Origin of the sequence: Paenibacillus sp. FSL R7-0297 (assembly GCF_038009025.1) — a bacterium.
Taxonomy (GTDB): Bacteria; Bacillota; Bacilli; order Paenibacillales; family Paenibacillaceae; genus Paenibacillus_AQ.
The window spans coordinates 1,441,179-1,466,705 of record NZ_JBBPAQ010000001.1 but is presented as its reverse complement, the minus strand read 5'-3'; the positions used below and the strand labels follow the sequence as shown (position 1 = coordinate 1,466,705).

21 protein-coding genes and 2 pseudogenes are annotated in these 25,527 nt (G+C 55.4%); 7 read left to right on the top strand and 16 right to left on the bottom strand.

All coding sequences use genetic code 11. The annotated features are described in order from the left end of the window. Positions 1-179: 179 nt before the first annotated feature. Entirely contained in the window at positions 180-1,868 is a 1,689-nt protein-coding gene (locus MKZ24_RS06415; RefSeq protein ID WP_042240511.1) for a PucR family transcriptional regulator, read from the top strand. Here MKZ24_RS06415 and MKZ24_RS06410 read toward each other — a convergent pair. The 6 genes from MKZ24_RS06410 to MKZ24_RS06385 form a co-directional block, all read right to left on the bottom strand. After that, positions 1,834-3,201, bottom strand: coding sequence for an aspartate aminotransferase family protein (locus MKZ24_RS06410; RefSeq protein WP_231637743.1), 1,368 nt, complete (start codon positions 3,199-3,201; stop codon positions 1,834-1,836). The two genes, MKZ24_RS06415 and MKZ24_RS06410, sit on opposite strands and share 35 nt — an antisense overlap. Positions 3,202-3,248: 47 nt before the next feature. Beyond that, a complete protein-coding gene (locus tag MKZ24_RS06405) occupies positions 3,249-4,712 on the bottom strand; it encodes a CoA-acylating methylmalonate-semialdehyde dehydrogenase (RefSeq protein ID WP_340781757.1) in 1,464 nt (487 codons plus the stop codon). A gap of 147 nt (positions 4,713-4,859) precedes the next feature. After that, positions 4,860-5,963, bottom strand: a complete 1,104-nt coding sequence (locus MKZ24_RS06400) for an ABC transporter substrate-binding protein (protein WP_340781756.1) — start codon at positions 5,961-5,963, stop codon at positions 4,860-4,862. A 165-nt stretch (positions 5,964-6,128) separates the two neighbouring features. After that, positions 6,129-7,028 (bottom strand): ABC transporter permease, encoded by a 900-nt coding sequence (locus MKZ24_RS06395; RefSeq protein WP_340781755.1) that lies wholly within the window; start codon positions 7,026-7,028, stop codon positions 6,129-6,131. Further along, entirely contained in the window at positions 7,028-7,840 is an 813-nt protein-coding gene (locus MKZ24_RS06390; protein ID WP_042240520.1) for an ABC transporter permease, read from the bottom strand. Before MKZ24_RS06390 ends, MKZ24_RS06395 begins: the two co-directional genes overlap by 1 nt. A 2-nt stretch (positions 7,841-7,842) precedes the next feature. Next, positions 7,843-8,625, bottom strand: coding sequence for an ABC transporter ATP-binding protein (locus MKZ24_RS06385; protein WP_340781754.1), 783 nt, complete (start codon positions 8,623-8,625; stop codon positions 7,843-7,845). A 370-nt stretch (positions 8,626-8,995) separates the two neighbouring features. On the opposite strand from MKZ24_RS06385, the gene MKZ24_RS06380 reads away from it, so the two are divergent. Continuing rightward, positions 8,996-10,588 carry a histidine kinase N-terminal 7TM domain-containing diguanylate cyclase gene (locus MKZ24_RS06380; protein ID WP_042240527.1) on the top strand — a complete coding sequence of 531 codons (1,593 nt, stop codon included), beginning with the start codon at positions 8,996-8,998 and terminating at the stop codon, positions 10,586-10,588. Between the two features lie 197 nt (positions 10,589-10,785). After that, positions 10,786-10,974, top strand: a pseudogene (locus tag MKZ24_RS06375) (hypothetical protein); the annotation flags it as partial. Positions 10,975-10,996: 22 nt separating this feature from the next. Here the strand turns inward: MKZ24_RS06375 and MKZ24_RS06370 are convergent. Continuing rightward, positions 10,997-11,851 carry an MBL fold metallo-hydrolase gene (locus tag MKZ24_RS06370; protein ID WP_340781753.1) on the bottom strand — a complete coding sequence of 285 codons (855 nt, stop codon included), beginning with the start codon at positions 11,849-11,851 and terminating at the stop codon, positions 10,997-10,999. Positions 11,852-12,122: 271 nt separating this feature from the next. Between MKZ24_RS06370 and MKZ24_RS06365 the strand changes: the two genes are divergently transcribed. After that, entirely contained in the window at positions 12,123-12,968 is an 846-nt protein-coding gene (locus tag MKZ24_RS06365) for a DUF72 domain-containing protein (RefSeq protein ID WP_340781752.1), read from the top strand. A gap of 99 nt (positions 12,969-13,067) precedes the next feature. Further along, on the top strand, positions 13,068-14,552 hold the full coding sequence (locus MKZ24_RS06360; RefSeq protein WP_340781751.1) for an alpha-amylase: 1,485 nt from the start codon (positions 13,068-13,070) through the stop codon (positions 14,550-14,552). A gap of 1,017 nt (positions 14,553-15,569) precedes the next feature. Here the strand turns inward: MKZ24_RS06360 and MKZ24_RS06355 are convergent. Continuing rightward, positions 15,570-16,178, bottom strand: a complete 609-nt coding sequence (locus MKZ24_RS06355) for a biotin transporter BioY (protein ID WP_042240539.1) — start codon at positions 16,176-16,178, stop codon at positions 15,570-15,572. A 117-nt stretch (positions 16,179-16,295) separates the two neighbouring features. Here MKZ24_RS06355 and MKZ24_RS06350 point away from each other — a divergent pair, with 117 nt between their 5' ends. Together MKZ24_RS06350 and MKZ24_RS06345 are read left to right on the top strand one after the other, a co-directional pair. Further along, the gene (locus tag MKZ24_RS06350; RefSeq protein WP_042240543.1) at positions 16,296-17,114 is read left to right on the top strand and encodes an energy-coupling factor ABC transporter ATP-binding protein; all 819 of its coding nucleotides are present in this window, start codon (positions 16,296-16,298) and stop codon (positions 17,112-17,114) included. Next, the gene (locus MKZ24_RS06345; RefSeq protein WP_340781748.1) at positions 17,111-18,853 is read left to right on the top strand and encodes an ATP-binding cassette domain-containing protein; all 1,743 of its coding nucleotides are present in this window, start codon (positions 17,111-17,113) and stop codon (positions 18,851-18,853) included. Before MKZ24_RS06350 ends, MKZ24_RS06345 begins: the two co-directional genes overlap by 4 nt. Here the strand turns inward: MKZ24_RS06345 and MKZ24_RS06340 are convergent. From MKZ24_RS06340 to MKZ24_RS06305, 8 genes and pseudogenes are all read right to left on the bottom strand, one after another. Next, the gene (locus tag MKZ24_RS06340) at positions 18,846-19,709 is read right to left on the bottom strand and encodes a nitroreductase family protein (protein ID WP_340781747.1); all 864 of its coding nucleotides are present in this window, start codon (positions 19,707-19,709) and stop codon (positions 18,846-18,848) included. The genes MKZ24_RS06345 and MKZ24_RS06340 overlap by 8 nt on opposite strands. Positions 19,710-19,925: 216 nt before the next feature. Then, positions 19,926-20,303, bottom strand: a pseudogene (locus tag MKZ24_RS06335) (phosphatidylglycerol lysyltransferase domain-containing protein); the annotation flags it as partial. Between the two features lie 253 nt (positions 20,304-20,556). After that, positions 20,557-20,916 carry a FlxA-like family protein gene (locus MKZ24_RS06330; RefSeq protein ID WP_042240553.1) on the bottom strand — a complete coding sequence of 120 codons (360 nt, stop codon included), beginning with the start codon at positions 20,914-20,916 and terminating at the stop codon, positions 20,557-20,559. 89 nt (positions 20,917-21,005) lie between these two features. Continuing rightward, positions 21,006-21,872 (bottom strand): DMT family transporter, encoded by an 867-nt coding sequence (locus MKZ24_RS06325; RefSeq protein WP_042240557.1) that lies wholly within the window; start codon positions 21,870-21,872, stop codon positions 21,006-21,008. Beyond that, a complete protein-coding gene (locus MKZ24_RS06320) occupies positions 21,869-23,098 on the bottom strand; it encodes a multidrug effflux MFS transporter (protein WP_340781745.1) in 1,230 nt (409 codons plus the stop codon). Before MKZ24_RS06320 ends, MKZ24_RS06325 begins: the two co-directional genes overlap by 4 nt. Positions 23,099-23,354: 256 nt before the next feature. Further along, entirely contained in the window at positions 23,355-23,972 is a 618-nt protein-coding gene (locus MKZ24_RS06315) for an alpha/beta hydrolase (RefSeq protein ID WP_340790076.1), read from the bottom strand. A gap of 2 nt (positions 23,973-23,974) precedes the next feature. After that, entirely contained in the window at positions 23,975-24,925 is a 951-nt protein-coding gene (locus MKZ24_RS06310; protein WP_340781744.1) for a ring-cleaving dioxygenase, read from the bottom strand. A 127-nt stretch (positions 24,926-25,052) separates the two neighbouring features. Next, positions 25,053-25,454, bottom strand: a complete 402-nt coding sequence (locus MKZ24_RS06305; RefSeq protein ID WP_039308226.1) for a DoxX family protein — start codon at positions 25,452-25,454, stop codon at positions 25,053-25,055. Positions 25,455-25,527 lie beyond the last annotated feature (73 nt).

Sequence of the window (25,527 nt, the reverse complement as noted above, 5' to 3'; positions counted from 1 at the left end):
TAAATATTGAGTCATATTTCCTGACATATTATATTAAAACTATAGTCAATTCGATTTTTCGTTACATTAGACACATTGTCTAATTTCAAAACTCTATTTTTTACCTGTGAGAATGTGCTGAGAATGAGGAAGCCGCGCAGGCGGGCTGCAAGATATACGTTCAAGCGAGGGGGAAGCTTATGGATTGGGAACTTGTATTTACGATCCGCGATGCACTGAAGAGACCGCTGTTTGCGGAAGCCGAGCTGATTGGAGGAAGAAACGGCCTGAACCGGGCGGTCCGCTGGGTGCATGTGCTGGAGAGCTCAAGCTTCGACAGCCTGATTCACGGAGAAGAGATGATTCTGACCACCGGGATGAGTGCAAGCACTGATTTAGCCGCTTCATTATCTTTTATGCAGAATTTGATCGATAAGAACGCTGCCTGTTTATGCATTGAGCTTGGAGCGTATTTCAGCTCGATCCCGCAGGAAATGATTGATCTGGCGGGCCGTCACGACTTCCCGCTGATCCAGTTTACCCGCACTGTACGTTTTGTAGATATCACGCTCGATCTGCATTCCCTCATCATCAACCGCCATCACCGCATGCTGCAGGAGCTGGAGAGCATCTCCCGCGAATTCCACCGTCTGACGCTGACCTCCCAGGGGACCCTTAAGGTATTGCAGTTACTATGCAAAAGCACCCGCACGCAGATTGTCTATATGCAGATTCAAGGTAAACCCCTCTTCTTCCCGGCCCTGCCGCCCGAGGAGCAACAGCCGCTGCTGAATTTCTTCGAGACCTTCAGCGAAGAAATGGAGGGCGTTCAACCGGATGCCGCACCGCATATCCGTGAGTACGGCCATAAGACCATTGCCCTGAAGCCAGTCGGAGCCTTAGACCAGACCTGGGCCTATATCCTGATGGTCTGCAATCACAAGCCGCAGGAATTCGACTGCCTGCTGCTCGATTCGGCCTCCCTGTCGATCGCCCAGGAGCTGCTGCGCACGCGGTATATGGAGGAACGGAAGCTTTTCTCCGAGAATCTATGGGTGGATGAGCTCGTTAGCGGCCGCGGCCAGGATGATAACCGGATCAAAGGGCTGGTCGGACCCGATTTCAACGTGGTTAACGAGCTGCCGTACCGCGTATGCCTGATCGAGATTGAGAACCCGCGTGACGTCAAATGGAACAGCTCGGAGAATGACTGGGAATCGATCACCTTCCATCTCTCGCTCATTCTGCGCTCGATCTTCGAGAAGTACTCCCTCCGTCCGCTGATTACACTGAAGAATAACCGGCTGACCGTCATCGCCCTGGACATCCAATCCAAGCTGCCCGGCAAGCTGCGGCTGCAGCAGGCGCTCGACTCCCTGCAGCATATCCGCTCGGACGAGAAGCTGAAGGACCTGCAGCTCGTTACCGGAGTCAGCAAGTCCCACAGAGGTCTGAAGCATGCCCATGCCGGATACCAGGAAGCCGTACAAGCGCTGTCTCTCTATTCTTGTTACCAGAAGTCCATTCTGTTCTATGAAGAACTCGGCGTCTTCCAGCTGCTGCTGAGCCTGAACGACGGCAAGACGCTGGAGAATTTCATCCGCAGCTATCTCGGCCCGCTGATCGACCACGATGAGGCCAAGGGCAGCGAACTGATGCTGACACTGCGCGTCTACCTCGACCATGACGGCTCCAAGCAGATTGCCGCGCGGAATCTGTTCATTGTACGGCAATCCCTCTACTACCGGCTGGACAAAATCACCGAGCTGCTCGGCGAGGACTTCATGCTTCCGGAGAACCGAATCTCCATTCAGGTGGCCCTGCGGGCTTACCAGTTCCTGTACCCGGAGAAGTTCAGTTTGCCCAGCTCCCGTTCAGCACAGCTTTGAAGGTGTCGATAATGAACTGAATATCCTCATCGGTGGAGGATAAAGGAGGAGCGAACGTGAGGACATTATTGAAGCCCGCTACCGTATCCCCGTTCTTGCCGATGATCAGCCCCTTGGATTTGCATTCCGCGATAATACCCTTGACGATGCTGAGGTCAACAGGCTGTTTGGTGGCTTTATCCGCAACCAGCTCGATGCCTATCACCAGCCCGAAGCTGCGGATGTCACCTACCAGCTTGTGATCCTGGAGACTAGCGAATTCATCGGACAGCCTTTTGCCCAGAATGGCGGCGCGCTCCACCAGATTCTCCTGCTCCAGAATCTCCAGGTTACGCAGCGCGAGCGCACAGGCAGCCGGATTGCCGCCGAAGGTATTCACATGACGGAAGTGGCCGTAGTCATCGCTGCTATCCTTGAAGGCCTCATAGATCTCCTTGCGTACCGCCGTGGCCGACAAAGGCAGGTAGGCGCTTGTCAGCCCCTTGGCCATCGTGACAATATCCGGCTTGATTCCGAAGTTGTGGTGGCCGAACTTACGGCCGGACCGTCCGAAGCCGCAGATCACTTCATCGATGATCAGCAGCACACCGTGGGTACGGCAAATCTCCTGCACCCTGTCCAGGTAGACCTGATGCGGCACAATCACGCCGCCGCCGGTAATGACCGGCTCCATAATCACCGCCGCGACCGACTCTACGCCCTCCCAGATGATCATATCCTCAATAGCCTGTGCATTCTGAAGGTTGAACGCTTCCTCGGTCATCCCCTCAGGACGGCGGTAGCTGTCAGGCGGAGCCACATGCAGGAATCCGCCGCTGAGCGGCTCATATTTGTATTTGCGCTGTGCCTGGCCGGTGGCCGACAGGGAGCCCATCGAGCTTCCGTGATATCCGCGGTAACGGGCAATGAATTTATGACGGTAATGCTGGCCAATCTGCTGCTGGTACTGGCGGGCGATTTTGAAGGCAGCTTCATTGGCTTCCGAGCCGCTGTTGGAGAAGAAGATGACATAATCATCCTCCAGCCATTCGTTCAGCTTCTCCGCCAGAGCGATCGCCGGCATATGGCTCTGTGTCAGCGGGAAATACGGCAGCGTCAGCAGCTGATTATAGGCCGCTTCCGCCAGCTCCTTACGCCCGTACCCGACATTCACACACCATAGCCCGGACATCCCGTCCAGAAATTTGTTGCCATCGATATCGGTAACCCATGAACCGCTTGCGGATGCGGCAATCATCGGCGGGTTCTTCTCGCTGTATGGCGTAATATTATGCCATAGATACTGCTGATCCTTCTTGAGCAACTGCTCGCTTTCTTTGCCCAGGCTCTGCACGGCACTCTCTCCTCTCGAAAATCCCATTTGATATTTGAACGAATCAACTAATAACGCGCGGTGACCATTTTCTTGCGGGTGTAGAATTCAACGCCGTCCCGGCCGTTAGCATGCAGATCTCCATAGAACGACTTCTTATAGCCTGAGAACGGGAAGAACGCCATCGGGGCAGGTACGCCCAGATTGACCCCCAGCATCCCGGCATCAATTTCTTCGCGGAACTCACGGATCGCCTTGGCACTATCGGTATAGATGCAGGCTCCATTGGCAAAAGGCGACTCGTTCGTGACGGCTATCGCCTCCGCCAGATCCTTAACCCGCACTACAGACAGCAGGGGCGCGAAGATTTCATCACGCCATATCGTCATGCCCGTCTGCACATGATCAAAGATCGTCGGGCCGATGAAATAGCCGCCGCCTGTTGCTGCAGCGTCCTTCCGGCCGTCCCGCACCAGTTCAGCCTGCTCGGCAAGCCCGGTCTCGATGTAGGCTATCGTCCGGTCCTTGTTCGACTGCCGGATAACCGGCCCCAGGAACACGCCGTCTTCCTTGCCGTCCCCGATCTTTAGCCCGTCGGCCGCCTCCTTCAGACGGATCACCAGTTCGTCCGCGATTGCCTCATGCACCGTGACCACCGAACAGGCCATACAGCGCTCACCCGCCGAGCCGAAGGCTGCGGAAATGATGTTCTTTACCGCATTGTCGAGATCCGCATCGGGCAGCACAATCGAATGATTCTTGGCCCCGGCCAGCGCCTGGACCCGCTTGCCGTGGGCTGTGCCATGCTTATATACATATTCCGCCACCGGCTGCGAGCCGACGAAGGAAATTGCCTTCACCTCTTCATGCTCCAGCAGGCCGTTCACCACCTCATGTGTACCATGCACGACATTCAGTACGCCCGGCGGAAATCCCGCCTCAGCGAACAGCTCTGTCAGCCGGCCCACAAGGAGCGGCGTCCGCTCGGAGGGCTTCAGCACAAAGGTATTGCCGCAGGCAATGGCCAGCGGGAACATCCAGCAGGGCACCATCATCGGGAAGTTGAACGGGGCAATGCCGCCGATTACCCCCAGCGGGTAGCGGTACATCCCGGATTCCACGCCCGTGGCGATATCCGGCAGCTGGCTGCCCATCATCAGTGTGGGAATGCCTGCAGCAAATTCCACACATTCGATGCCGCGCTGCACTTCGCCCAGCGCCTCCTCCAGGCTTTTGCCGTTCTCCAGCGTGATCAGCTCCGCCAGCTCTTTCCAGTGCTGTACCAGCAGCTGCTGGTACTGGAAGAAATAGCGGGCCCGGCGAGGAACAGCTACTCTTTTCCACGATGCATAGGCCACTGAAGCTGCCTGCACAGCAACGTTCAGCTCTGTACGGCTGGAGATCGGCACATAAGCAATCACTTCGCCCGTTGCCGGATTGAATACTTCCTCTTCCTGCCCGGATGAGGATTCCACCCAAGCACCATTCACATAGTTCTTCACTTTACCGGCCTGCCCCACGAGCAGAGACATAGTCTGCACCTCTTTCCATATTCTGGGCTGCTTATTATAATAGATGACCGCCGTGCCCGGGCGGCCATCTATTATAGCTATATAAGCTGAACTTAAGAATGATGCCCTGCTGATTCTTAAACTCACTATATATAGGAAGGAATTTGGTTATTTTGCCGCCATCTCAACAATTTCGTTCGTATAGGCTGCATTCACATCAGATGCTGTCTTGATTACACCGAATTTGAGCGCAATATCAGCTGTCTGCTGGAATGCCGCTGCATCCGTATACCCCATCTTGGAAGCATCGAAGCCCTCCGGCTGAATCAGCTTGGCAACTTCAGTCATCATGGTCAGCTGATGCTCGCGGGACGTACTGCCTTCTTCCGCAAGCTTCATTACACTGTCCACAGCCGCTTCTGGATCGGCTATCGCATCTGCCCAGCCTTTGAGAGAAGCACGGACGAACTTGGCTGCCGTCTCCTTATTGGCTTCCAGCCAGTCCTTGTTGGCGAACAGGTTGTCTTCGAGCATCGCCACACCCTCGTCATTCATGTCGATTACACTCAGGTCCTCTGCCTTAATACCTGATTCCAGCACCACCTGATATTCGTTGTAGGTCATGGCCGAAGCTGCATCAATCTCACCGCCGAGGAATTGGTCCATGGTGAAGCCCTGCTTGGTGAAGTTCAGATCTTTATTAGAATCCAGTTTGTATTTATCAAAGAGTGCCAGAATCTCAAATTCATTGCCGCCCATCCAGTTGCCGACCTTCTTGCCTTTCAGGTCAGCCGGTGTAGCGATACCCGCGTCCTTCTTGGATACCAGCACCAGGCCGCTCTTCTGGAAGATCTGGGCGATCTGCACCAGCGGCATTTCCTGCTCCTGGCTGGTCAGCAGACTCGCCACCCAGTCTACGCCGATGTCCGCCGAACCGCCGGCCACCTGCTGCTCCGGCACGATATCCGGACCGCCGGGCAGAATCTCGACATTCAGCCCTTCTTCTGCATAATAGCCTTTGTCCTGAGCTAAGAAGTAACCGGCGAACTGTGCCTGTGGTACCCACTTGAGCTGCAGCTTCACGGTAACCGGATCCGCCGCCGGTTCTGTAGTTGCCGCCGCTTCCGGTGAAGCCGCAGCCGCATTGCCCGCTGTCGCCTCTGCCGCCGGGGCAGTATTGTTATTGCCGCCGCAGCCTGCCAGCAGTGAAATCATCATAATAACCGCCGCCATCATTAACCCGCCACGAAATTTGCTTTTTTTACCGTTCATCTCAGCAACTCCCCCTACCAAATTGAGTTTTGTAATCCGGCCAAACACAGCATGGTTGCCATCGTGGTGCTCTATGCATACGGTCATGCGTTGACAGCTTCTCTATATCCCGTCAGCGCAGAAGCCGGATGTAACAGGTACAGGGTGTTACGGTTGTTGCAGGTGTTACGCACGCTGGGAGGGATGCCACTTGATGAATACCTTCTCCAGCCGTTCAACGGCCAGGTAAAAGATCACTCCGGCAATGGCTGCCAGCACAATGCAGGACCAGCCCAGCGGCATTTTGGCCACCTTAATGGAGTTGGAGAGCAGATAGCCGAGTCCCCGCGAGGAGAAGAAGAACTCCCCGACAATGGCTCCAATCATACTCGCCGTAGCGTTGATCTTCAGCGCCGTGAATACATAGGGCAGGCTGTTCTGAATCCGCAGATAGCGGAATACCGCCGGTTTGTCCGCTGCATAAGAATGCATCAGATCAAGAGCCAGTGGATCAACAGCCGCCATGCCTTTGTAGGCATTAATGGCCATAGCCGCCATCGTGGTCGCAGTAACAATAGCGGCCCGTGAGCCGATGCCGTCACCGAACCACAGGTTCATGATCGGGGCAAGCGCCACGATCGGCACGGCATTCAGCGCAGCTACCATTGTCAGGCTGCCCCCGCCCCAGCGGGGCCAGGCCGTTGCGGCCAGTGCAATGAGGAAGCCGCAGGCTGAACCAATCAGCATGCCAAGGACGGCTTCTGCGAGAGTGTATCCGGTGTAAGAGAGCAGCAGGCTGAAGTTATCCCGCATAGCTTCAGCTATGGCCGAGGGCAGCGGCAGCTGATATTTCTTCAAATCGAAGATTCGGTGAAACACTTGATATTCCCACAACACCAGGAATATCACCCCGGCCAGGAGGGGAAGGATGATTCCGGGATTCAGCCGCCGCAAGGGACGGCGGGAATTCTTATGCTTCCCTGGTTCTGATGAAGTTCCGTTGTTAGACGCCGAATTCGGAGCAGAACCCGCCTCCGCGCCGGCAGAAGTAATGAATGGGATATCGCGTACAGAATTGCTTGCCATCAGCGGCTCCCTCCTTTGGGACGGAATTCCGGCTGCCATGGCGCCACCAGACGCTCGGCCAGGCTCATCAGCCAGTAGCTTGCCATGCCGAGCAGGGCGCCGACCAGTACCGTGGACCAGAACATATACGTATGAGAAGGGCCGTAGTAGAGATTGCGGAGCATAATTACACCGATGCCGTGCTGCGCACCCATCAGCTCAACGAGAATAGCTCCCGTTACAGCCAGCGGTGCAGCAATCTTCAGGCCGCTGAACAGACCCGGCAGCGCTGCGGGGAAACGCAGCTTCCAATAGACCGCCCAAGGCTTAGCGGCATAGGAATGCATCAGCTCCAGTGCGGATAGATCCACACTGCGCAGTCCGCGCAGCATGTTAAGCGCCACTGGGAAAAAGGTGATATACCCGGATATAATAATCCGCGACACCTGCTCGTCGCGTACAATGCCGTAGATAATCGGCGCCAGGCCAAGGATTGGAATCATCTGCGAAGCAATGGCATAAGGGAAGGCAAGCTGTTCTATTGTCTTCGACAGGCTCATCAGCACTGCCAGAATGACCCCGGCCAGCGCTCCGATCAGAAATCCGACACCAGCGTTGCCGAAGGTGGCCCCGCCCTCTTTCAGGAGCGTCCCGCTATACTTCCAGAGGGTTGCGGCCACTTCATGAACATAAGGCAGCTTGGACTGGGCCAGCGGCGTCTTCGCTACGTTCAGCAGCCACCATGAGACAGCCTCCCAGACCACCAGCAAACCAAAGATCCAGACGAACAGCGGCAGCACGCGCTCCCGCATAAACGCACTGTTCTGCTTCATGCCTACACCCCTTCGAAGCTGTCGCGGATGCGGGCGATCAGTTCAAAAAACTCAGGACTGTTTCTCATCTCCGCCGTCCGCGGGCGCGGCAGCGGAATATCAACAATCGCAGACAGTCTTCCCGGATGCGGGGATAGCACGAATACTCTGTCTGACAGGAAGATGGATTCAGGGATGCTATGAGTGACGAATACAATCGTGCTCTGGACCTTGCTCCAGACGGAGAGAAGCTCTTCATTCAGGCGTTCGCGGGTAAATTCGTCCAGCGCAGAGAAGGGTTCATCCATGAGCAGAATTTCCGGCTCCATCGAGAGTGCTCTGGCGATGGCTACGCGCTGCTGCATCCCTCCGCTCAGCTGCCAGGGATATTTATCAGCGAACCCCTGCAATCCCACGAGATCCAGCAGTTCCAGCGCTTTATCCTCGCGGACCGATTTCTTAACGCCCATCAGCTCCAGCGGCAGCGTAATATTATGTTTGACCTTCCGCCAGTCATACAGCACCGGACTCTGAAAGACAATCCCATACTTTTGTGCCAGCCGTGCTTCCTTCGCCGTCTTCCCGGCCACCATGATATTTCCGGCTGTTGGTGTTATAAGATCTGCCATCAGTCTCAGCAGTGTGGTTTTACCGCATCCGGAAGGCCCCAGCAGGGACACGAACTCTCCTTTGGCAATATCAAGACTTACCTGATGCAGCGCAAGCACGTCAGCCGCTTCCGTCCGATACCGCATCTCGACGCTCTCCAGCTGTATTTCAGGAATTTTCGTCGCTACTAATGACATTCCCAGCTCCCCCTTCATCCCTGAATCTATTGTATGTTAAATAACATAACACATATGTTTTGAAAAAACGCCTTTTTTCTTATTCCGTGTTCGATTAACTAACATCTTACACTTTGCTCTGCAGACCCACATTAGACAAATCGTAAAATGGACTCTGAGAAATTCCGTCATTTTGTCCAGGAGCCCGTTTGTATTGTTAATAATCTAGAATTGTGCCGATAAAGTTAGTATGTATTCTCACCCTCTGTTGCCGGATTCCTGCCAACTGTTATCTATGCAGTTGTGTGATATCATTTAACTATATCTACTCTTATAGAGGAGACCTTGAGCCAATGTTCAAAGCCTATTCCTACACATGGAGGCGCTACCCATGGAATCCATGATTTCCAACTATATAGTCATCGTCTCGATCTCAGGTGTGCTGAGCGCATTGCTGGCGCTGTTTGCCTATTATAGGAAGACAGATTTCTCCGGTCTAAAAGCTTTCATTGTAAGCTCAGCTGCTTCGGCGATATATACCTTCGGGTTCGCGCTGGAACTCTCCGGCAGCACCATGCAGGAAATTGCGTTGTGGGTTAAGCTGGAGTACCTCGGTATGCCCTATATCGCCCCCTCCAGTTTGCTGATGATTATGCACTTCGTAGGTCTGGAGCGGCTGATTTCCAAAAAACTGCTGACCGTCCTGTATTCGGTGCCCGTGATCTCTACTATGCTCGTATGGACCAACGAGTCCCATCACCTGTTCTATCAATCCATGCATTTCCGGGAAGGTGCCCCTACGCCGCTAATCGATATCGTTATGGGGCCCTGGTATATCGTGCAAGGCAGTCTGACCTTCGGCTGCATGCTGGCCGGCATGTGCCTTATTCTCTGGCGCTGGAACCGGATGAAGCGGGCTTACCTGCGGCAGATGGTGATCATCTTCATCGGGCAGTTTCTGCCTGCGCTGGGCGCATTCCTCTACCTGATAGATGCGACCCCGTATGGAATGGACCCCGTGCCCGTAATCATGAGTGTAACGTCCACCCTGTATATATGGGCTATTCTCTCCCGGGGTATGCTTACCGCCGCGCCCATTGCCCGCGAGAATCTGTTCGAGAGCATGCGGGACGGCGTGCTGGTCATGGACCTCTCGGACAAGCTTGTCGATTACAACCGGGCCGCAGCCGGGATGCTGCAGGATCTCGATGCCTCCGCAATCGGCAGGCCACTGGCACAGCTGTTTCTTCCCGCCGGCAAGGAAGCTGTCGATTATGTGATGAATTCCAATCCCGGGGACAGCGAGGAGCAGGAGCTTGTCTGGAATATGGGGGAGGATGTCCGTTATTACCAGATTCGCTCCTCCCCGGTGCAGAAGCATGACGGGCATCTGGCCGGACGGATGATTATGCTGATCGATGTCACTGAACGGACACTGCTCCAGGAGAAGCTCCTGCAGCTGGCCACCATCGACAGTCTTACCGGTATTTATAATAGGACGCATTTCATGGAACTGAGCCGGGGCTTGCTGGAGGAAGCGGCCGAACGCTCCGCCCCCTTTTCGATCATTCTGCTGGATATCGATTTCTTCAAAAGCATCAATGACCGTTACGGACACCAATATGGCGATATGGCATTGCAGCATGTAGTGGGTATATGCAGCCGGCATGTGCGGGAAAAGGATATCTTCGGACGTTATGGAGGCGAGGAATTCGTCTTATGTCTGCCGGATACTCCCTTGAAGCAGGCGGCGGTCATCTCAGAGCAAATCCGCGGGGATATCGAGCGCAGCGCTTTCTACACGCTGTCCGGGTCCATCAATGTAACGGCAAGCTTCGGTGTAGTGGAAGCCTTCCGCAGTAATATATCGCTGGAGGAGCTGCTCTCCGAAGCCGATCATGCGCTCTACACCTCCAAGCGTAACGGCCGCAATGCCGTTCACTTGTCCAGTGGTTCTGCGATCACGCATTTCAAACCCGTATAAATTCATAACAATATAACTACCCTCATGCCCGGAGAGAATCCTCAGCACGGGGGTAGTGTTATTGTTGAGGAAATTCTTTTTGGGTACCAGAGAGGATGGAATGTCGTGGATAAGTAAACAGAAATATTAGAGGCCAAGCAAGTGGAGTTTGAAATCCTCCATCATGAAAGACAGATTCGTACAGCGCTAAGCCTAAAGAGGTTGAGCAGATAACCGGCTCTACCGTTGGCAATGTTTCCATGGTACTTCCCCTGCCCTATATTCTGGACAGAGGGCTTTTCCGTTACCCGTTTATTTACGGAGGCACAGGCGTGCCGGTATCCACACTCAAGCTTAATCCGCATGACTTGGAGAAGCTGAATCAAGTGGTTGCTTTTGGGGATTAGTCTCGGCTTCGGCTGCGGAGTATCACCTTGCGCCCTCCAGGAAATATTCCACACTCCGTAATAAACCCGGCGGCAGCTCCTCCAGCTGAAGATACGCCTTAAGCTCCAGCAGCACCCGTTCACGGTTATCCCCGAAGACATCTACAATCCGGGCAAGACGTTCCCAAGGTACCAGGTCTGCGCGGAATTCCTCTTCTGTCATTGGTACTCCATGTGATTCTACAAGCAGGGCGGCCTTATAGCCGTAGATACGCTCCAGCAGCTTGAGGAATCCGGTGCTGCTGTATCGGCGCGGCCCGCCATATACGGATGGTCCCAGTGCATCTCCCAGGAAAAGAACTTTATCTTCTATAACATGCAGCACGCAGCAATCGTCTGAATGATCACCGCCTACATGGTTTAGCTCACAAGTGACTCCGCCCAGATCTACAGTAATGCTTCCGTTAAATATAAGATCCGGCGTACACACGGTAATTACCCGCGGGGAGCCATATTCCAGGCGGATATGCTCTGCACTTCCCTCACTGATGGTCCCCTCCTGCACCAGGCGCTCCAGCTCTTCATCACTTCCGCTCAGCCCTGCGAGCCGGTTAAGTACCCGCGCCGTTTCTTCATGCGCAATCACAGGGACGTTCCCGGCTGTCATCCCGAAGGTGTGGTCCCAATGCCAGTGCGTCAAGGCCAGCAGATCCGGCTGACGCCAGCCCCTTCTTGCCAGCTCTTCCCGGAACAGCTCCGCATGGGCGGGGGAATTCCCCGCATCCATCAGCAATGTCCGGCGTGAGCCGGTGATGGCCGCCAGGATCGGGCGGTCCGTGTCATGCTCCGCATGCATGATAAGAATATGCGGACTTAGCTCCTGAAACTTATGTTCCATACACAACTTCCTTTCCATAGCTATACCTTAAGGGGTAGGGTAAGCAGAATAAAAGGCATTCTGCCGAAGTATATCCTCTTCCTCTTTTGGTGATAACAGCACCATTAGGGGTTTTTCATTCACGGTAATTTTTCTCCAATTCCTGTCTTCAGGTTGCCTGAGTTTCAGGCATTAATCAATGCCCTTGTTTGCTTTGACGGGTTTTCAGTTTAATAAGAGATAGCCAGTGTTGAAACTGGCATAGAGTAGACTGATACAAGGAGGGCGTTCTATGATTAAGATCGGGCTTACCGGCTTCGGAGACCACGAGGAGCTGTATGGCAAAATCAAACCCGCCGACCGGCTTTCTGCATATAGCGCTTATTTTTCCATCGTTGAGATCGATAGTTCTTTCTATGCCGTACAACCGGTCAAAAATTACGTGAAGTGGGTTAACCAGACGCCGGAGCAGTTCAAGTTCATCGTGAAGGCTTACCAGGGAATGACCGGACATCTCGCTAATAAAAAAAATTATTACGATACGCCGGAGGAGATGTACCGTGCTTTCCATACCTCCATCGCTCCTGTGCGTTCGGCAGGCAAGCTGGCTATGACGCTATTCCAGTTCCCGCCCTGGTTCGACTGCACCAAGGACAATGTGGAATTCTTGCGCGAGATTAAGGAGAGAATGCTGGATGTACCCTCCGCCATCGAATTCCGCAACGATTCCTGGTACAGTCCTGAGCTGCGCAGCAGAACCCTGCAGTTCCTGGAGCAGGAGGGCTGGATTCATACGGTAGCCGATGAGCCGCAGGCTGGTTCAGGCTCAATCCCGATTGTACCAGTCGCTACTACGCCGGATATCACCTATGTGCGGCTGCACGGCCGCAATACCGGAGGCTGGAACCAGAGCAGTCACCCTGATTGGCGCAAGCTGCGCTATCTGTACCGTTACAGCACCGAAGAATTGATAGAGTGGCAGAGCCGTCTGATTGAACTTGAGCAAACCTGCCGTGAAATCTACGTAGTCTTCAATAATAATTCCGCCGGCGATGCTACCCCCAATGCGCAGGAGCTGCAGTCCCTGCTTGGGATTGACGGCGGTTTGGCCCCGCGCCAGCTGGACTTATTCACCTGAGGTTCGGAGGTCTACATAAATCTCTTCTACTCCTTGCTGAAGCAACAGACCCAAGTATTATTCCATTCGTTTCACAACCCTTAAGGAGGCTAATCAGGAATGAAGAGAAATCATACAATGATGCAATTTTTTGAATGGCATGTTGCCGCAGACGGAGAGCACTGGAAACGCCTCGCCCAAATGGCCCCTGAACTGAAGGCTGCCGGAATTGATTCCGTATGGGTCCCACCTGTAACCAAGGGTGTCTCCGCCGAAGATACCGGTTACGGCGTATACGATTTATATGATCTGGGCGAATTTGATCAAAAGGGTACCGTGCGCACGAAATACGGTACGAAGCAGGAACTGGTCGATGCGATTGCCGAGTGTCTGAAGAACGGCATCGCCGTCTACGTGGATCTGGTCATGAATCATAAGGCCGGAGCGGATGAGACTGAGGTCTTTGAGGTCATCGAAGTTGATCCTAACGACCGTAATAAGGATATTTCCCAGCCGTTTGAGATTGAAGGCTGGACCAAATTTGATTTTCCGGGGCGCGGGGATGAGTACTCCAGCTTCAAATGGAACCACACCCACTTCAACGGCACCGATTTCGATGCCAAGGCAAGTCGGAACGGCGTATTCCGGATTGATGGGACGAACAAAGGCTGGAATCAGAATGTGGATGACGAATTCGGCAATTACGACTATCTGATGTTCGCCAACATTGATTACAGCAATGAAGACGTGAAGAACGAAATGCTGAACTGGGGCAAATGGCTGGTCGACACCCTGCAGTGCAGCGGCTACCGCCTGGATGCTATTAAGCATATCAACCATGAATTTATCAAGGAATTTGCGGCGGAGATGAAAAAGAAACGCGGCGAAGACTTCTACATTGTTGGCGAATTCTGGAACTCCAATCTGGAAGCCTGCCGCGAATTCCTGAACACAGTGGATTACCAGATTGATCTGTTCGATGTGTCGCTGCACTACAAGCTCTACTCGGCTGCGCTTGCGGGCAGGGAATTCGATCTGACGCATATCTTCGACGATACGCTGGTCCAGACGCATCCGGAGAATGCCGTCACCTTCGTCGACAACCATGATTCCCAGCCGCATGAGGCGCTGGAATCATGGGTCGGCGACTGGTTCAAGCAGAGTGCCTACGCCCTGATTCTGCTACGGAGGGACGGATACCCCGTTGTCTTCTATGGCGATTATTACGGTATCGGCGGCCCGGCGCCAATGCAGGGCAAGAAGGACGCCATCGATCCTCTGCTCTGTGCCCGTTACAACAAAGCCTACGGCGACCAGGATGACTATTTCGACCATCCCAACACCATCGGCTGGGTGCGGCGCGGCGTTCCGGAGATCGAAGGCTCCGGCTGCGCCGTAGTAATCTCGAACGGGGACAACGGAGAGAAGCGGATGTTCGCCGGCGAAGAGCGCGGCGGGGAAGTATGGGAGGATCTGACCGGCAACCGCCAGGAGACTGTCAGCATCGGAGAGGACGGCTGGGCGGTATTCCCGGTGAATGGCGGAAGCGTCTCCGTCTGGGCTCTGCCTGATCCCGAGCCGGAGGACGTCTGCGTGAAAGAGTGAGCATTGGAGTCTTGGCGGGCGGTGCATAGCCGGGGCGGGCAATGGACTGGCGAGGACAGGCGGCGAAATCAGGGGCACTTTTGCCCCTCATTCCCACTTTTGCCCCGCATCCGGCCAAATCAGGGGCACTTTTGCCCCTCATTTCCTCCTTTTGCCCGCATTCGGTGAAATCAGGGGCACTTTTGCCCCTCATTCCCACTTTTGCCCCGCATCCGGCCAAATCAGGGGCACTTTTGCCCCTCATTTCCTCCTTTTGCCCGCATTCGGTGAAATCAGGGGCACTTTTGCCCCTCATTTCCTCCTTTTGCCCGCATTCGGTGAAATCAGGGGCACTTTTGCCCCTCATTTCCTCCTTTTGCCCGCATTCGGTGAAATCAGGGGCACTTTTGCCCCTCATTTCCTCCTTTTACCCGCGTCCAGCCAAATCAGGGGCACTTTTGCTCTTCATTTCCTCCTTTGGTCAACGTCCGGGTGTTGATTAGAGGGATTTATCCCTTTGATTTCACCGTGCTGCCGACTCCCGGGGGATTCGGTGAAGTTTCCTGATATAAGAACAAATTTGTCCTTCAAGCGGATTGGCTCCAAGCTCCAAAGAAGCGTAACCAGGACATCTTGCACGTTTTATCGACTACAGACGGACATCATAATTTTCTAAATAACAATAAAAGAGGCGACTCCCTGCCATACGGCAGCGAAATCGCCTCTTTGCTCCGTGCAGCCAGCCATTAGCCAGCCTCATCCAGCCGTTCACCACCTCAGCCAGCCGTTCGCCAGCCTCAGTCAGCTGTTCGCCATCTCAGTCAGCTGTTCGCCATCTCAGCCAGCCGTTCGCCAGCCTCAGCCAGTTGTTCGCCACCTCAGCCAGCCGTTCGCCAGCCTCAGTCAGCTGTTCGCCATCTCAGCCAGCCGTTCGCCACCTCAGCCAGCTATTCGCCACCTCAGCCAGCTATTCGCCACCCTCAGCCAGCCGTTCGCCATCTCAGCCAGCCAATTAGCAGCCTCAACCAGCCACAGCGGCTAACGAATGACGGTTGACTTCTCCCCGTCTGCCCAGACACCGGAATCACTGTTTAAAATACGGTCGATCGGATACACCTTCCACACAGCCGTCACTACGGCAGAGCATAGTACTGCCTTGGTCAAGTCGCCCGGAATGAACGGCCACATGCCTGCAGTTAACGCCTTGGAGAGCGAGTCCATGCCGGTAGAGTGGGCCAGCCACCATACGCCGCCAGGATAGACAAGCAGCGCACCAAATATAAAGTTAGCCGCAAGCAACTTCACGAAAGTATATTTATCCTGCTTAATACGCTGGGCGAAGAAGCCGATCAGCCAGGCTACGAACGGCCAGGAGAAAATATAACCAGCAGTCGGGCCAACCAGCACCGCGAGTCCGCCGCTTCCGCCCATCACCGGGAAGCCCGCAGCAGCAAGTCCGATCACGATCAGTACGGCGAGGGTGCCGTAGCGTGCTCCCAGAATAGAACCGGCCAGCATGACAGCCAGGGTCTGCATAGTAATAGGTACAGTAGAAAAAGGCAGAGAGATCTTTAAAAAACTCAGAGCAATCATTACTGCGCCGAATAATGCACTGAATATCAGGCCGCGGGTCGTCCATTTCTTCATTGCCGGGAGTACCCCCTTTTTTAGGATCACTATATCATCCCCCTCCGGATACATCAATCCTTAAATCTTTGTTATAATGGGGAGCGATTGTTGACTAGAGCTGTAAGGAAAGCGGGCATGAGGATGATCAGGGCGCATAATTTGACCTTGTCTTTACGGGATGGCCAGCACAGGCGCCCGGTTCTGCAAGGGATTAGTATCCATATTGGACGGGGAGAATGGGTTGCGCTCACAGGAGCCAACGGCTGCGGTAAAACATCGCTGGTCCGCACCTTCAACGGGCTGATCCCCCCGTCAGGAGGCAGTCTGTCCGTCGCCGGGCTGGATCTGCGCTCGCCTCAGAACCGCGCGGACGTGAAGCAGCAGGTCCAGCTTGTATTTCAGAATCCAGAAGCACAGACGGTGGGCTCTACGCCCTTTGAGGACATCGCTTTCGGGCTGGAGAACCGCGGACTGGACCGGAATCTGATGATTACGCGAATCTATGATATTCTGCAGCAGGTAGGACTGGCCCACAAAGCCGATGCAGATGTCGCCAGTCTATCCGGCGGAGAACGCCAGCGCCTGGCTGTCGGCTGCTGCCTTGCCCTGGAAGCCGGCATGATCATCTTCGATGAGGCCACTTCCATGCTGGACCCGGTGGGAAGGCAGGATATTCTAGAGCTGGCCCGGCGGTTGTGGAGGAGCGGCACAACTGTGCTCTGGGTCACGCAGCGGATGGAGGAACTGGCCGAGAGCCCGCGCATTGCCGTTATGGGCGAGGGCCGGCTGCTCTATGACGGCGATCCGCGCACCCTGTTCTACGCCTCCGGCCTGCCGGATGCGCTCGGATGGGCTCCATCGCCCGTGGTCCGCATCGGGAGACTGCTGCAGAGACAGAACTGGCCGCTTCATCTGCTCCCGCTGACCGAGCCGCAGCTGGAGGCGATGCTATGAGGATTCGGGCAGAGCATCTCTCCTTACATTACGACGGCAAGTACGCCGTGCAGGATATCTCCCTGAATATCTCCACAGGCACACTGACCGTGCTCTGCGGAGTTAACGGAAGCGGCAAGTCCACTCTGCTGCGCCTGCTCGCCGGGCTGGAGCAGCCGGCATCCGGCAATATCATTCATGAGGATACGAAGCCTGCGGACCGCAAGGCCGGGGAGGCTGTTGCTATGGTATTTCAGCAGCCGGAGACCCAGCTGTTCGCGGACAGCGTCCATAAGGATATCGAATACGGCCTGACGCAGCGCGGCGTGCCTAAGGTACAGCGGACGGACATCATCCGCAGCGCCCTCGCGCGCACCGGGCTGCCTTATGAGGTGTTCGCCGAACGTTCCCCTTTCCTGCTTAGCGGAGGCGAGAAGCGGCGGGTCTGCATTGCCGGAGCCATAGCCTCCCGGCCCGGGCTTCTCATTCTCGATGAGCCGACCGCAGGACTGGACCCGCTGGCGGCACAGTCGCTGCTGGAAATGGTGCAGGAGCTGCGGCAGAGCGGCCTGACTCTGATCATCGGCACACATGATCTGGACAGCTTTCTGCCGATTGCCGACGGGGTGATCGTGATGAAGCAGGGCGCAGTCCATTATGATGGCCCTGCTGCGGCACTGACAGCAGATCCCGGCCTGCTTAGAGGTGCCGGACTTACGCCTCCGGCTTATGCCTCGATAGGCCGCAGGCTTGTTGAACGCGGCTGGCTTGAAGCATTGCCGGACAATCTGGAGGAGCTGCTCGCCGGACTGGATAAGCAGCCTCTGCCCGTTCCGCAGGATGTCAGCCCCCCGGCGAACATCCCTGCAGCTCCTGTGCCGGACGGCCAGGATAACCGTCAGAGGGATCACGGTGAAGGGACACAGGACCAGAGTGCCCCTCCCCTGCAAATCGTCGCAGAGACGGTGTTATCTGCATCAACATCATTCAAACAAGCCCCTGGCCGGATACGCTGGCAGGGACTGGATCCCCGGGTCAAATGGCTGGGGATGATTACCGGATCACTGACCGTGCTGGGGATGGACACCTTCCTCCCGCTGCTGCTGGCTGCATGCCTGCTGGCCGGACTCACGGTTTCGGCCGGAATTTCCTGGCGGAGAGCCTTCCGTTTCTTCCGCCCGTTCCTCCTCATGTTCCTGTTCCTCTGGCTGCTGTCCGGGCTCAGCTGGAACTCACCCGGCTTCAGCATGGGTCCGCTCAGCTTCAGTTCTGCCGGACTTCAGCGCGGAGGAATCAGCGTGCTGCGGTTTCTGCTGCTGATCGTCCTCGGGTTCCTGTTCACGGAGACCACTACCGGCACTCCGCTGCGCGAAGGGCTGGAATGGGGAATTGCTCCGCTGAGACATCTTGGAATCCGGACCCGCAACTGGTCGCTGGCTGTGTCCGTGACGCTGCAGTTCGTGCCCTGGATTCTCGGCAAGCTGACACAGCTGCAGCTGGCGCTGAGCTCGCGCGGCAGACGGGCCCGCGGACTGGCGCGCTGGTCCCCGCAGCAGATTGCCCTGATCATCGTGCCCCTGCTGATCCTTGTCCTGGGCATGGGCGACGAGCTGGCTACAGCCGTTGAATCGCGCGGGTATGATCCCGTCAAGCAGCGAACTCCTGTCTATCAGCTGGCCTGGAACAAGCGTGATACATTGGTTGCGCTATGTATCCTGACGGCAGCGGGCCTGCTGTGGTGGGTCTCCCGGATCAGCTAAGTGTATAGCTGAGCATGTATTCCGTATTCGGACTTCCGGTTTCTATACCTGGATCATTAATGGTCCAGGTGCCTGGGATATCCAGCTCCCGGCAGGCCAGTTCGAAATTGCAGGCGGCAATGCCGATATCAATCCGCTGCATCTGGAACCCGAGCTTATTGCCGCTGTAATTAGGCGTATGCTCCAAGTAGAAATGTAACTGCTGCCGGTCTGGAGACAAGACAAGTCTCCAGGGCTGCTTGTTGGAGGCTGACGGGCCGATCCGGACCATCTCGATGGGGACGGCCAGCTTCCCCGCGGCTTCCGGTGTCAGCCGTTTGCTGAAATCACCGTCACAGAAGAGCTCCTGCCAAGGCTTCTTATTGTCGGCTCTGACCACATACCGCATCGTGGTATCCAGCAGGCGCTGCTTCTCCCGCGCGTAGCCTAGCGGCGTAATGCAGGGAATAATCTCCCCTTCGGCAAGCTCCAGCTCACGCGTAAAGGATTTGCGGTTAAAGGTTCCGCCAATCCAGCAGGTTCCAAGACCCAGCCCTGTCGCAAAAAGAATCAGCTTCTGGAAGGTATATCCGAACTCCAGCAGTTCCAGCTTCCCGTTACGCACGGAGCCTACCAGATAAGCCTGCGGATTCACAATGATCCCGTAAGCGCCCAGCTTCATGCCCTTGCCTTCCCCCGCCCCGCCTTTGGCCCAGATCCATTCAATCCCTGATATCCCGCCAAAAGGACCGCGCAAATTCTCTTCCTTATCCAGATACTCCATAATGGAGGCATGGGCTGCTGTATCAATTGGTGTGGTTTCATAAGTCCGCACAGACTTGCGTTTCTCCATAATTTCCATTACTGCATTCCCCATAACAGCCGCCTCCTCAAATTATCCCGCAACCCTGGCTTGCCCTGCCCTGTCCTTACTGGCTGACTTAGCCTCCTTGTTACAGCTTCAAGCCCAAGAAAGAGGGCTCCGCTAAGAACAGGAGCCCTCCCGAAATGATCTATACTCTATAGTTGCCTGTTCTGCAGTCCGGTTGCTGGTAAAATTAGTATCCTCCATTTCAGGAGAATCGTCCAGCTCTTATTCCTTATCCTCCGGACCCGGATGGCGCGAAACCAGTCTCACCAGATCGAGGGTTAAAGGGTACAGGGTAAGCGATGCAGGATAGGCCAGATACCGCGGCTCCCACTGCGGCCCGAATTGCTCCTTATACCGTCGCAGGCCGGAGAATCCGTACCAGTGCCCGCCGCGTTCAAAGACCAGGCGGGCCACCTTCTCCTCGCGCAGCGCTCCGGTATTCCTGCCGGCACCAGGCAGTGGGGCATGACCCAGATGAAAGCTGCGGAACCCCCGCGACTTCGCCCACTCCAGCAGACACAGGAATACGTACTCCATAATCCCGTTTGGGGTATCCTTGCGGTGGCGCATGAGATCAATGGACACGGACTTGTGTCCGTAGCAGCAGATGACCCGTATAACGGTTGTATGTTCACCAGAGTTAGACAGCCGGCAAAGTGCAAATCACTGCAGAGTAGCAATAATCAGAGGAATAGCTTGAGTTTCAGCGGAAAACCGAAGGTTGATTGATCCTGGGATACAAAATAATGGGATACAAAAAATAGACACCCGGACTGCGATCAGTCCGGATGCCTATTTCTTGTTGCACCCTGGCAATTGCGGTCCTCTTCTCAGGCATGCTGGTTAGCCGGGGTTATACCCGAATGTCAAATCTGCCTTCGCGATCTGTAGTTGCCGTCGCAATTTCCTGCGCAGATGCCGCCATCAGCTTACTGCTGTCAGCAGGTTTCTCTGGCGGTACAGCTGCACTTCCGGCCGAAGAGGAGCTGCTTGTCCCCTGTGACTTTTGGGCAATTTGCGCTTCGATCTGCTTGATCTGCTGCTCAAGCTGTTTGGTCTTGGTTTCTTTGGTCTTCTCGTCGTCTTTACTTGAACTTACCTTCTCAAGATCAGCTTCCAGCTTTGCCTTTTGCTTCTCTAGCGCCGCTGTGTCCGTTGCACTGGAGGACGAATACGAGGTGGACGTTGATGCGGATACGGATGAAATATTCATGCCTATCCCTCCCTTCACCTCTTCAATATAGCCCTCTCACCCCAGAAGAACGTTAAAATGCGCTGAAAGTTTGCTGAATGTCTGTTGTCCTAAGACCTGCGCAGCTTCCGGTTAACCAGTGTTACGCTCAGCAGGATGATAACCAGTCCGGCAAGGGTATTGGCATAGACCGGCTCATGCAGGAAGATGGCTCCCCACATCAGGCCGAATACAGGCACGAGAAATGTGACGCTGACGGTCTTGACCGGACCGATGCTCGCGATCAGGCGGAAGTACAGCAGGTAAGCCACCGAGGTACAAATCAGCGACAAACCTAGTACGGAGTATACAGCAGCGGCCGAGGGCAGATGATCCGGGGCAAAAATCACCGCCAGCGGCAGCAGCACCACGCTTGCACCCAGCTGTTGTCCGGCAGCAAGCGCCAGCGGCGTGAGGCCGGAACCCACACGTGAAGCATACAATCCTCCGAATGCATAGCACAATGCGGCGCAGAGCGAGTACCCCACTGACAAGAGAACTGTACTTGTGAGCGGTACCGGACTCCAGCCGACCAGAACAGCTACGCCAATTAGACCAATGACCAGGCCGGCCGACTTGGCCAGGCCGGGCTTCTCCTGCCGGGTTCCCCAGGCGGCCAGGGCCGCAAACATCGGGGTCGTGGCATTAAGGATTGCCGCCAGCGAAGCACTCAGATGCAACTCAGCCATGCAAATCAAGGTGAACGGTAGCGCGGCATTAATGGCCCCGAGCAGCAGGAACTGCTTCCAGTGCTTCAGGATGCCCATCTTGCGCCGGGTCACTAACGCATAGAGCAGCAGGGCTGCTCCGGCAAGCGTAACACGCAGCTCGGTCGTGAAGACCGGCCCCAATTCGGGAGAGGCGATCCGCATGAACAGGAAGGAAGCTCCCCAGGCAAAGGCAAGCAGCAGCAGGGTGGTGAGATCCTTGCGGCTCATGGCTTGTCCGCCCTTTTGCAGAGCAGCAGGTAAGATAAAATGGACAGAATTCCTGCGCCTGCGATGACCAGCGCCATCGGCAATGCAGAATCACTGCCGCCAAGTCCGACTAACGGAGCCGCACAGCTGCCCAGCAGCAAGGGAAGCAGACCCAGGAGTGCAGAGGCGCTGCCTGCCGTTTCCCCCTGATCCTGCATGGCAAGTGAGAAGCTGGTTGTACTCACCAGACCCACACTGGAGACCACGGCGAACAGGCAGACCAGAATCGGCAGCAGCCCGCCTCCGGCAAGGAGGGTAACCAGCAGCAGGACACCGCCGAAAGTACAGAGCAGAAGGCCGCTAATCAGCAGCTTGCGCTCCCCTACTCTTGCGGACAACCGGCCGGCAATCTGCCCGGAGATAATAATGCCGAGCCCGTTAACTGCGAAGATCAGGCTGTACATTTGCGGGGATACCCCATAAATAATCTGCAATACGAAGGAAGAACCGGAAATGTAGGCGAACATAGCCGCTGTAACGAAGCCCTGGGAGAGGGCATAGCCCATAAACTTGGCATTGCCGAGCAGGATACGGAAGGTGAGCAGGGTCCCTTTGAGCCCGCTTTTGATCCGGCGTTCTTTGGGCAATGTCTCCGGCAGGCGCAGCAGAATAATGGCCGCAAAAAGCAGTCCGAACACAAACAAGACTATAAACACACCCTGCCAGGTGGTTACTCTCAGCAGCTGTCCCCCGATGACAGGAGCAAAGATCGGCCCCAGCCCGTTGACAATCATCAGCAGCGAGAAGAACTTCGTTAATTCCGAGCCGCTGTACATATCGCGGACCGCCGCCCGGGAGATAACCACACCTACCGAGCCGGCCAGCCCCTGGATGAACCGCAGAAACACCAGCAGCCCGATTGAAGGACTGAACGCACAGAGCAGTGAAGATACCGCATAAATCACCATACCGATAAAGAGCGGAACACGGCGTCCATGGACATCGCTGAGCGGTCCGGCCACCAGCTGGCCCGAGGCCAGCCCCAGCAGGAAGAAGGTCAGGCTGAGCTGCACCATGGCCGGACTGGTGGTGAAATGGATGCTTAGTGCAGGCAGAGCCGGCAGATACATATCAATGGACAGGGGGCCAATCGTGGCGATAGCCCCCAGAATGACTGCAAGCTGCAGCCGCTGTTTCTTGGACGGCCCACCCTCCGCCAGGCCTGAAATATGATTTTGCTTAATCATGAATAGTGACGCAACCTTTCTCTTGGCACCCCTTTAAAAGACAGCAAATCCGTTTTTGCTCAGGTCCGTTTTTTATTCTTCATACTACCCGATCACAGCCTGAAAGTTCAATGCTTTTATGCATTAACGGGGAATAGAAGGGGAGCAAATGTATCGGGCCTATACCTTTATATCGCAAATAACCGCCTGCAGGAGCCGGCCAGCCGATTATGTCACTGATCAGCAGCCCCCGCAGGCGGTGCACATACTATTATATTTATTCTCCGGAAGCTGTGAGACCGGCCAGCCAGTCCCTGGCCGCTTCAGCCTCGGCGGAGCTCAGGCGGTGTCCCTGATTGCCCCAGTGCGAGGTGACCTCGGCTCCCGCGCCGCTCAGCAGGGATTCCAGCTCACGTGTCTCTTCAGAGCGGATGATCGGATCATTGGTTCCTGCCCCGATAAAGACCGGAACCCCCTGCAGCGACGGGATTGCAAGGCCGCGCAGCGGAACCATCGGATGCAGCAGCACTGCCGCGCGGAAGAGGCCTCCGTAATGGAAGAGCAGGCTGCCGGCGATGTTCGCACCGTTGGAGTAACCCACCGCAACCAGATTGCCGGCATCGAATCCGTACTTCGCTGCAGCCTCATCCAGGAATTGCTTCACCTCATGGGTGCGGAAGATCAAATCTTCCTCGTCGAAAATCCCTTCAGCCAACCGCCGGAAGAAGCGCGGCATGCCGTTCTCGAGTACATTTCCGCGGATGCCCAGCACGGATGCGCCGGGAGCCAGCAGTTCGGCCAGCGGCAGCAGGTCATGCTCGTTGCCGCCTGTGCCGTGGAATAATACCAGCGTCGGCTGAGTTACATCCGTACCTTGATGGAATACATGCGTCATATTCATTTCTGCTTCACCCCGATTTCGCGGATTTCAAATGGGCTTAAGTTCTGTTCTATCACCGCACGCTGCGGCTCAAACCATGCCGGAAGCATCAGCTCCTGTCCCAGCGCGTCCGGCGCTTCATCACGGGCAAAGCCGGGAGGATCGGTCGCAATCTCGAACAGGATTCCACCTTCTTCACGGAAGTAGATGGCATTGAAGTACTGGCGGTCCTGCACCGGAGTCGGCTGGTAGCCGTGGCTCTGTACGCGGCGGCCCCATTCCAGCTGCTCGGCATCATCTTTGGCACGCCAGGCGATGTGGTGGACGGTACCTGTGCCGCCAGCCCCCTGCGGAACCGGAGTAGTCTTCAGATCGATGATATTCCCGATATCACCAGCAGCTCTGTACCGGATGTAGCCGTCACCTTCAGTAATCCGCTCCATTCCCAGCGTACGGGAGAGAGTATCTGCTGTTTTGTCCGGGGCAGCGCTGTAGAGAACAGCACCTCCGAAGCCTTTGATCGCATGTTCTACAGGTACTCCGGCGAAGGACCAGGTACTCAAGGAACCCTCTTCACGTTCCACCAGCTCAATCCGCAAACCGTCGTAGTCCGCGAAGGAGAGATAAGACTCGCCGATCCGGCTTACCTTGGTAACCGGAATCTGATAAGCGGCCAGCCGCTGCTCCCAGAACCCGATGGAGCCTGCCGGCACAGCATAAGTGGTTACGCCCACCTGACCGCCGCCGATTCTGCCCTTGCGTCCGGTAGACCAGGGGAAGAAGGTAATAATGGTGCCCGGTGCACCCTGCTCATTGCCGAAGTAGAGATGATAGACGTCGGGTGCGTCGAAGTTTATGGTTTTTTTGACAAGGCGCAATCCGAGAATTCCGGCATAGAAATCAGCGTTGCGCTGAGCGTCTCCTACAAAAGCGGTGATATGATGAATTCCTGCAGTTTGCATAGTCATGATTATTACCTCCTGAAATTGGGTGTGTTGTACCATCTGTTCTTTCGTAAAATGAGAATGCTATCTTGACGTCCGCCCTGGGCAGCCGCCCGCTGTCTGTGGAGCAGGCTGCCTGGCGTACCGGCTATTATTTAAAGAAAAGTGCATCAAGTGAAATCGAACCCGGACCCGCCAGGGCCACCCCGACCGCCACCACAAGCACCGTCAATGGAAACTCGATCCCGTTAGCCGTAGACCAGAACCCGTTAGGAGCATGGACTTTGACAATCGCACCAAGCATGGTTGCGGCAATCAGCACAGCAGCCACCGGGGTCAGCAGACCTAGTGTGAACAGCAGTCCTCCGACCAGCTCCATCAGTCCTGCCAGCACCGCCATGCGTACGCCGGGCTTAATGCCGATCGACTCCATCCAGCCGCCTGTACCTTTGGGGCCGTAGCCGCCGAACCAACCGAACAGCTTCTGTGCACCATGCCCGATAAACGCTACACCAATTACCAATCTCATCAACAATAAACCTACACTAACCATTTTAAACACTCTCCATTCTCTCGATTTTAATTATCTTAACGTTAAGATATTAGGTAAAAAATTTTGGGTCCTG

Excerpts from the sequence above, each read along its gene's own strand:
- MKZ24_RS06415 (WP_042240511.1), top strand. The coding sequence starts at position 180 with ATGGATTGGGAACTTGTATTTACGATCCGCGATGCACTGAAGAGACCG.
- MKZ24_RS06405 (WP_340781757.1), bottom strand. The coding sequence starts at position 4,712 with ATGTCTCTGCTCGTGGGGCAGGCCGGTAAAGTGAAGAACTATGTGAAT.
- MKZ24_RS06400 (WP_340781756.1), bottom strand. The coding sequence starts at position 5,963 with ATGAACGGTAAAAAAAGCAAATTTCGTGGCGGGTTAATGATGGCGGCG.
- MKZ24_RS06395 (WP_340781755.1), bottom strand. The coding sequence starts at position 7,028 with ATGGCAAGCAATTCTGTACGCGATATCCCATTCATTACTTCTGCCGGC.
- MKZ24_RS06390 (WP_042240520.1), bottom strand. The coding sequence starts at position 7,840 with ATGAAGCAGAACAGTGCGTTTATGCGGGAGCGCGTGCTGCCGCTGTTC.
- MKZ24_RS06385 (WP_340781754.1), bottom strand. The coding sequence starts at position 8,625 with ATGTCATTAGTAGCGACGAAAATTCCTGAAATACAGCTGGAGAGCGTC.
- MKZ24_RS06380 (WP_042240527.1), top strand. The coding sequence starts at position 8,996 with ATGGAATCCATGATTTCCAACTATATAGTCATCGTCTCGATCTCAGGT.
- MKZ24_RS06370 (WP_340781753.1), bottom strand. The coding sequence starts at position 11,851 with ATGGAACATAAGTTTCAGGAGCTAAGTCCGCATATTCTTATCATGCAT.
- MKZ24_RS06365 (WP_340781752.1), top strand. The coding sequence starts at position 12,123 with ATGATTAAGATCGGGCTTACCGGCTTCGGAGACCACGAGGAGCTGTAT.
- MKZ24_RS06360 (WP_340781751.1), top strand. The coding sequence starts at position 13,068 with ATGAAGAGAAATCATACAATGATGCAATTTTTTGAATGGCATGTTGCC.
- MKZ24_RS06355 (WP_042240539.1), bottom strand. The coding sequence starts at position 16,178 with ATGAAGAAATGGACGACCCGCGGCCTGATATTCAGTGCATTATTCGGC.
- MKZ24_RS06350 (WP_042240543.1), top strand. The coding sequence starts at position 16,296 with ATGAGGATGATCAGGGCGCATAATTTGACCTTGTCTTTACGGGATGGC.
- MKZ24_RS06345 (WP_340781748.1), top strand. The coding sequence starts at position 17,111 with ATGAGGATTCGGGCAGAGCATCTCTCCTTACATTACGACGGCAAGTAC.
- MKZ24_RS06340 (WP_340781747.1), bottom strand. The coding sequence starts at position 19,709 with ATGGGGAATGCAGTAATGGAAATTATGGAGAAACGCAAGTCTGTGCGG.
- MKZ24_RS06330 (WP_042240553.1), bottom strand. The coding sequence starts at position 20,916 with ATGAATATTTCATCCGTATCCGCATCAACGTCCACCTCGTATTCGTCC.
- MKZ24_RS06325 (WP_042240557.1), bottom strand. The coding sequence starts at position 21,872 with ATGAGCCGCAAGGATCTCACCACCCTGCTGCTGCTTGCCTTTGCCTGG.
- MKZ24_RS06320 (WP_340781745.1), bottom strand. The coding sequence starts at position 23,098 with ATGATTAAGCAAAATCATATTTCAGGCCTGGCGGAGGGTGGGCCGTCC.
- MKZ24_RS06315 (WP_340790076.1), bottom strand. The coding sequence starts at position 23,972 with ATGACGCATGTATTCCATCAAGGTACGGATGTAACTCAGCCGACGCTG.
- MKZ24_RS06310 (WP_340781744.1), bottom strand. The coding sequence starts at position 24,925 with ATGACTATGCAAACTGCAGGAATTCATCATATCACCGCTTTTGTAGGA.
- MKZ24_RS06305 (WP_039308226.1), bottom strand. The coding sequence starts at position 25,454 with ATGGTTAGTGTAGGTTTATTGTTGATGAGATTGGTAATTGGTGTAGCG.